This is a genomic window from Pseudomonas defluvii, from assembly GCF_001695625.1.
Lineage (GTDB): Bacteria > Pseudomonadota > Gammaproteobacteria > Pseudomonadales > Pseudomonadaceae > Aquipseudomonas > Aquipseudomonas defluvii.
Genome location: NZ_MBPN01000175.1, coordinates 1 through 6025, shown reverse-complemented (window position 1 = coordinate 6025; position 6025 = coordinate 1). Strand labels below are relative to the sequence as shown.

6 protein-coding genes are annotated in these 6025 nt (G+C 62.7%); 4 read left to right on the top strand and 2 right to left on the bottom strand.

All coding sequences use genetic code 11. From position 1 onward, the window contains the following. The 4 genes from EKA13_RS25510 to EKA13_RS25495 form a co-directional block, all read left to right on the top strand. On the top strand, positions 1-1737 hold a 1737-nt coding region (locus tag EKA13_RS25510), incomplete at its 5' end, for an FUSC family protein (protein ID WP_065761863.1). After that, positions 1734-1946 (top strand): DUF1656 domain-containing protein, encoded by a 213-nt coding sequence (locus tag EKA13_RS25505; RefSeq protein WP_065761862.1) that lies wholly within the window; start codon positions 1734-1736, stop codon positions 1944-1946. The genes EKA13_RS25510 and EKA13_RS25505, both read left to right, overlap by 4 nt. After that, a complete protein-coding gene (locus tag EKA13_RS25500) occupies positions 1943-2818 on the top strand; it encodes an efflux RND transporter periplasmic adaptor subunit (protein WP_065761861.1) in 876 nt (291 codons plus the stop codon). The genes EKA13_RS25505 and EKA13_RS25500 overlap by 4 nt, the downstream gene beginning before the upstream one ends. Then, a complete protein-coding gene (locus EKA13_RS25495) occupies positions 2815-4260 on the top strand; it encodes an efflux transporter outer membrane subunit (protein ID WP_065761860.1) in 1446 nt (481 codons plus the stop codon). Before EKA13_RS25500 ends, EKA13_RS25495 begins: the two co-directional genes overlap by 4 nt. Positions 4261-4265: 5 nt before the next feature. Here the strand turns inward: EKA13_RS25495 and EKA13_RS25490 are convergent, their stop codons facing one another. Together EKA13_RS25490 and EKA13_RS25485 are read right to left on the bottom strand one after the other, a co-directional pair. Continuing rightward, the gene (locus EKA13_RS25490) at positions 4266-5015 is read right to left on the bottom strand and encodes a slipin family protein (RefSeq protein WP_065761859.1); all 750 of its coding nucleotides are present in this window, start codon (positions 5013-5015) and stop codon (positions 4266-4268) included. 2 nt (positions 5016-5017) lie between these two features. Then, a partial coding sequence (locus tag EKA13_RS25485; RefSeq protein ID WP_065761858.1) for an NfeD family protein occupies positions 5018-6025 on the bottom strand: 1008 nt, incomplete at its 5' end.

Sequence of the window (6025 nt, the reverse complement as noted above, 5' to 3'; positions counted from 1 at the left end):
GGCTACACCCTGCCAATGATTGCCCTGCCTGTGGTCGACAACCCGCTGGCCGTATTCGATATCGCGTCCTCACGGGCCCAGGAGATTTGCCTGGGCATAGTCTGCGCGGCGGTGGTCGGGGCAGTGTTCTGGCCGCGCCGACTGGCCCCTGTAGTGGTGGGCACGACCAGCAACTGGTTCAATGAAGCCCGTCGGTACAGTGACACGTTCCTCGCCCGGCAGGCCTCGACCGAAACCGTCAGCACCTTGCGCGCCTCGATGGTCGCGACCTTCAACTCGCTGGAAATGATGATCGGCCAACTGGCCCATGAGGGCGCACGCCCACAAACCGTAAAGAACGCCCGCGAGCTGCGTGGTCGCATGATTCACCTGCTACCAGTACTCGACGCACTGGACGACGCACTGCTGGCACTTGAGAAACGCGCCCCGGCGCAGGCTGAACACCTTCAAGCCGTGCTGTTGGAGGCCCGCGACTGGCTGCAAGCCACCGCCGAATCAGCCTCACCAGCACGCTGGTCAGCCTTGCGCACCCGGCTGGAAAACCTGCAACCCGACGCCGCAGCGCTGGACGAGCGGCCCATGCTACTGCTTTCCAATGCCTTGTATCGTCTCACCGAATGGGTCGATCTGTGGCAAGACTGCTGCACGCTGCAACAGGCCATTCGGACCGAGGACCTCTCGCCTTGGCACGCCGTTTATCGACACTGGCGGTTGGGCCGGCTGACACCGTTTTTTGACCGCGGCCTGATGCTCTACTCGGTGTTCTCGACCGTGACCGCGATCATTGCCGCCACGACGTTGTGGATCCTGCTGGGCTGGAACGATGGCGCCAGCGCAGTCATTCTGGCAGCGGTTGCCTGCAGCTTCTTCGCCGCCATGGACGACCCGGCACCACAGATTTATCGGTTTTTCTTCTGGACCACCCTGTCGGTGGTGTTTGCCAGCCTTTACCTGTTTCTGGTGCTGCCCAACCTGCATGACTTCCCGATGCTGGTACTGGCCTTCGCGATCCCGTTCATTTGCGTCGGCACCCTGACCGTCCAGCCGCGCTTCTACCTGGGCACCTTGCTGACCATCGTCAACACGGCCTCGTTCATCAGCATCCAAGGGGCCTACGACGCCGACTTTCTGACCTTCATCAATGCCAACCTGGCGGGCCCCGCAGGCCTGTTGTTCGCCTTCATCTGGACCCTGGTGATGCGCCCGTTCGGTGTCGAGCACGCCGCCCGGCGGCTAACGCGGTTTAGCTGGCACGACATCGTCGGCATGACCCTTCCTGCCACCTTGGCCGAGCACCGCAGGCTGGGCGTGCAAATGCTCGACCGCCTGATGCAGCACCTGCCACGCCTCGGCCAGACCGGACAGGACACCAGCGGTGCCCTGCGTGACTTGCGGGTTGGCCTGAACCTGCTCGACCTGCTGGCCTATATGCCCCGTGCTTCAGCACAGGCTCAAGCGCAACTTGAACAGGTCGTCACCGAAGTGGGCGCGCATTTTCAGGCCTGCCTGGACGCTCGCCGTCGCCTGCACCCGCCCGAACTGTTGCTGACCAGCATGGAGCGCGCTCGGCAGTCGCTTAACGTGCAGAGCATGGCCGAACACGCCGATGCCCGTCTGCATTTGCTGCATGCCTTGAGCGGTTTGCGTCTGGCCATGCTGCCAGGCGTGGAAGTCATGCTTGATCCCGCTGCAAACCCACCTCAATTGCCCTATGGCATCGACGGAGCGCCCCTGTGATCGGTGACCTGGATATCAGCGGGGTTTTCCTGCCCACGCTGCTCGTGATGATGCTGGGAACATACCTGCTGTTTCTCGGCCTGCATGCCGTGCTGACACGCGTGCATTTCTATCGCCTGGTCTGGCACCGGGCGTTGTTTAACGTCGCTCTCTACGCCGTACTGCTCGGTACGGTAGATCATTTTTTTCGAAGCCTGATGCTGCCATGAAGAAACCTCTATTGACCCTGGGACGCATGGTCCTGACGCTGTTGGTTGTGACGCTGGCGACCGTACTGGTCTGGCAGATGGTGCTGTATTACATGTTCGCGCCCTGGACCCGTGATGGGCACATCCGCGCCGACGTGATCCAGATCGCGCCTGACGTGTCCGGGCTGATCCAGGAGGTCAGCGTGCGTGACAACCAGGTGATCAAGCGTGGCGATGTGCTATTCACCATTGATCAGGACCGCTTCCGCCTGGCCTTGCGCCAGGCCCAGGCCACCCTGGCAGAGCGCAAGGAAACCCTGGCCCAGGCGCAACGTGAGGCCAAGCGTAATCGAGGGTTGGGCAACCTGGTCGCCCAAGAGCAACTGGAAGAGAGCCAGTCACGCGAAGCCCGGGCGCAGTCGGCTATGGCCGAGGCCCAGGTAGCAGTCGATGCGGCGCAGCTCAACCTCGACCGCTCGGTACTGCGCAGCCCGGTGGACGGTTACCTCAACGACCGGGCCCCGCGCGTAAACGAGTTCGTCAGTGCCGGTCGCCCTGTGCTGTCGGTTGTGGACAGCAATTCTTACCACGTCGACGGCTACTTCGAAGAAACCAAGCTTTCCGGCATCAAGGTTGGCCAGGCAGTGGACATTCGCGTCATGGGTGACAACACACGGCTGCGCGGCCATGTACTGAGCATCGCCGCCGGTATCGAAGACCGCGACCGCAGCAGTGGTGCGAACCTGCTGCCCAACGTCAACCCTGCATTCAGTTGGGTACGCCTGGCCCAGCGCATCCCCGTACGCATCGCCTTCGATCAGGTGCCGGATGATTTCCGCATGATCGCCGGGCGCACGGCCACAGTGTCCATCATCGAGGGCAGCGGTCAATGAAGCGGTTGGCATTGCTGAGCATCAGCCTGGTGCTATCGGCCTGCCAGATGGTCGGCCCGGATTACCGTCTGCCCAAGGACGCAGCGGTCAACCGCAGTGACCTGCAAGGCGCGTTGCGCAACGATGCGAACAGCGTGGTCTCCGCACCAGTGCCCGGCAACTGGTGGCAGCTGTATCGCGATGATCGCCTTGACCACCTGGTGCGCGACGCCCTGGCTGCCAACACCGAGCTGCGCGTAGCTGCCGCGAACATCGCCCGGGCCCGCGCCCAGGTCGAGGAAGCACAGGCTCAGGGCGGCTTTCACGCCGGAACGAAACTCGGCGCCCAGCGCCTGCAAGAATCCGGCGAGGCGTTCCTGCTGCCGGAAAAAGTGCCCGTGGCCAATATTGGCGAAGCGATCCTTAGTGCGTCCTACCAGTTCGACCTATGGGGCACCCTCAAGCGCGGTGTAGAAGCAGCCCAGGCCAATGCCGACGCGACCCAGGCCGCCGCTGATACGGCACGAATCACGGTGGTCGCCGACGTAGTGCGCGCCTATACCCAAGTGTGTGCCGCCAACGAAGAGCTGCACATCGCCCAGACCTCACTGGACCTGCAGGAGCAAAGCCTGAGCCTGACCCAACGCCTGCGCGATGCCGGGCGTGGCGACGAAACCCAGGTCACGCGCTCGCAGACCCAGTTCAAATCCCTGCGCGCCGAACTGCCGCGCTATCAGGCAGCACGCGAAGCCGGTCTGTTTACCCTGTCGATGCTGCTGGCCAAGCCTGTCGACCAGCTACCGGCCGGCACCGCAACCTGTGCCGAACTGCCCCACATCGCCCAGTTGTTGCCCGTAGGTGATGGGGCCGCGCTGCTCAAGCGACGCCCTGATGTACGCCAGGCCGAGCGTGGCCTCGCGGCCGCCACCGCCACCATCGGGATCGCCACCGGCCAGCTGTATCCGGACATCAGCATTGGCGCTCAAGTTGGCACCATCGGTATTCTGGAAAACCTCGGTACGCCGGCAACCAACCGCTGGGGTTTTGGTCCGCTGTTGACCTGGAACGTACCGACCAACGGTACTCGGGCACGTATCCGCGAAGCCGAGGCCTCGACCCAAGCGGCCCTGGCACGCTTTGACGGCGTGGTGCTCAACGCCATCCGCGAAACCCAGACCAGCCTTGCCCAGTACAGCGCCCTGCTGGAGCGGCGTGATGCCTTGGCAGAGGCCGAACGCTCGGCGCAATTGGCTGCAGATCAAACGCATCGTTTCTATCAGGCCGGTCGCGCGTCGTTCCTTGCCGACCTGCAGGCGACCCGCACTTACACGGATATGCGCGCCCAACTGGCGGCTGCCAACACTCAGGTCGCCTTGGGGCAGATCGGGTTGTTCCTCGCGCTGGGTGGGGGCTGGGAAGGCACTGGCGATGCACGCGCCGCGCAACCCTCGGCAGCACACTGATGCCCTCAGGTTTTATCCATCATTCCCTTGAACAGCTCCAACGGCAGCGGGAAGACGATGGTCGATGACTTGTCCCCGGCAATGCTGCCCAGGGTCTGCATATAGCGCAGTTGCATGGCGCCGGACTGGCGCCCCAGCATTTCGGCAGCCTGCATGAGTTTCTCTGACGCCTGCAACTCGCCTTCAGCATGAATCACCTTGGCCCGTCGCTCACGCTCGGCTTCGGCTTGACGGGCTATGGCGCGAATCATCGACTCATTCAGGTCGACATGCTTGATCTCGACGTTTGCCACCTTGATGCCCCAGGCATCGGTCTGGGCATCAAGCACCTGACGGATGTCCAGGTTGAGTCGCTCGCGTTCAGCCAGCAGTTCGTCCAGTTCATGCTTGCCCAGTACCGCACGCAAGGTGGTCTGGGCCAGTTGGCTGGTAGCGGCGAAGTAGTCCTCGACCTGAATGATTGCCTTTTGAGCATCCAGCACACGGAAGTAGAGCACCGCATTGACCTTGACCGAGACGTTGTCGCGGGTGATCACATCCTGGGGCGGTACGTCGTGAACCACGGTTCGCAAATCGACCCTGACCATCTGTTGCACGCCCGGAATCAGCAGAATCAGCCCCGGCCCTTTGACCTGCCAGAACCGGCCCAACTGAAACACGACGCCGCGTTCGTACTCGCGCAGAATGCGAAAGGCTGAAAACAACAACAGCATGATCAGCCCAAACAGCGCAGCAAAACCCAGTTGCAGGAACATGCTCACTCTCCTTGCGCCGGTTGTTCGGCGGCAGCACTAACCTCCAGCAGCACGCCGTTGCGTGCCACCACCCGAACCCGCTGCCCGGCGTGCAAAGGCGTCTGGCACTGTGCCTGCCACTGCTCGCCCTGGGCCTGTACACAGCCCATACAAGGGTCTGTGGCCTGCACGTCGGTGACCCTCACCACGCTACCCACAAGGCCGGCATCTCCACTGACCAGTGCACGCCTTCTGGCCCTGAGCGCCATACCGATCAACCCGCTCAACAACAACGCTGCGAGCAGGGCCAACCCCAGTATCAGAGGCAAGGGAATGCCAAAGCCGGGCACATCGGTGTCCATCAGAATGACAGCGCCCGCCACAAACGCGGCAATACCCCCAAAGCCGATGACCCCAAAGCTGGGCAAGAACGCTTCTGCAATCATGAATGCCAGCCCCAGCATGATCAGGCCAACGCCGGCATAGTTCACCGGCAACAACTGCAACGCGTACAAACCCAACAACAGGCAGATGCCACCCACCACGCCGCCTACACCGGAACCCGGGTTCATGAACTCGAACATCAGCCCGTAGACACCGACGGTGATCAGCACCAGCGCCACACTGGGGCTGGTGATGACCGCCAGCAGTCGGGTACGCCAGTCGGGTTGGCGCTCAATCAGCGGCGCCTGGGTGGTCTGCAACACGACGGCCTGGCCTGCAGCCTCAAGGCTCTTGCCATCGAGTTGGCGCAACAGGTCTGGCACATCAGTGGCCACACGATCGATCACCTTTAGCCGCAACGCTTCGCTGGCGGGCAGACTGACCGCATCACGGACGGCCTTTTCCGCCCACTCGACATTCCGCCCGCGCAATTGCGCCAGGCTGCGAATGTAAGCGGCGGCATCATTGATCTGTTTGTGGAGCAGGGTGTCGCCAGGATCTAAGGGCGCCTTCTTGTCGCTACTGGGGGCAGCGGGCGGCGCGCCCGGTGCGCCGCCAATCTGCACCGGTGTGGCCGCACCAAGATT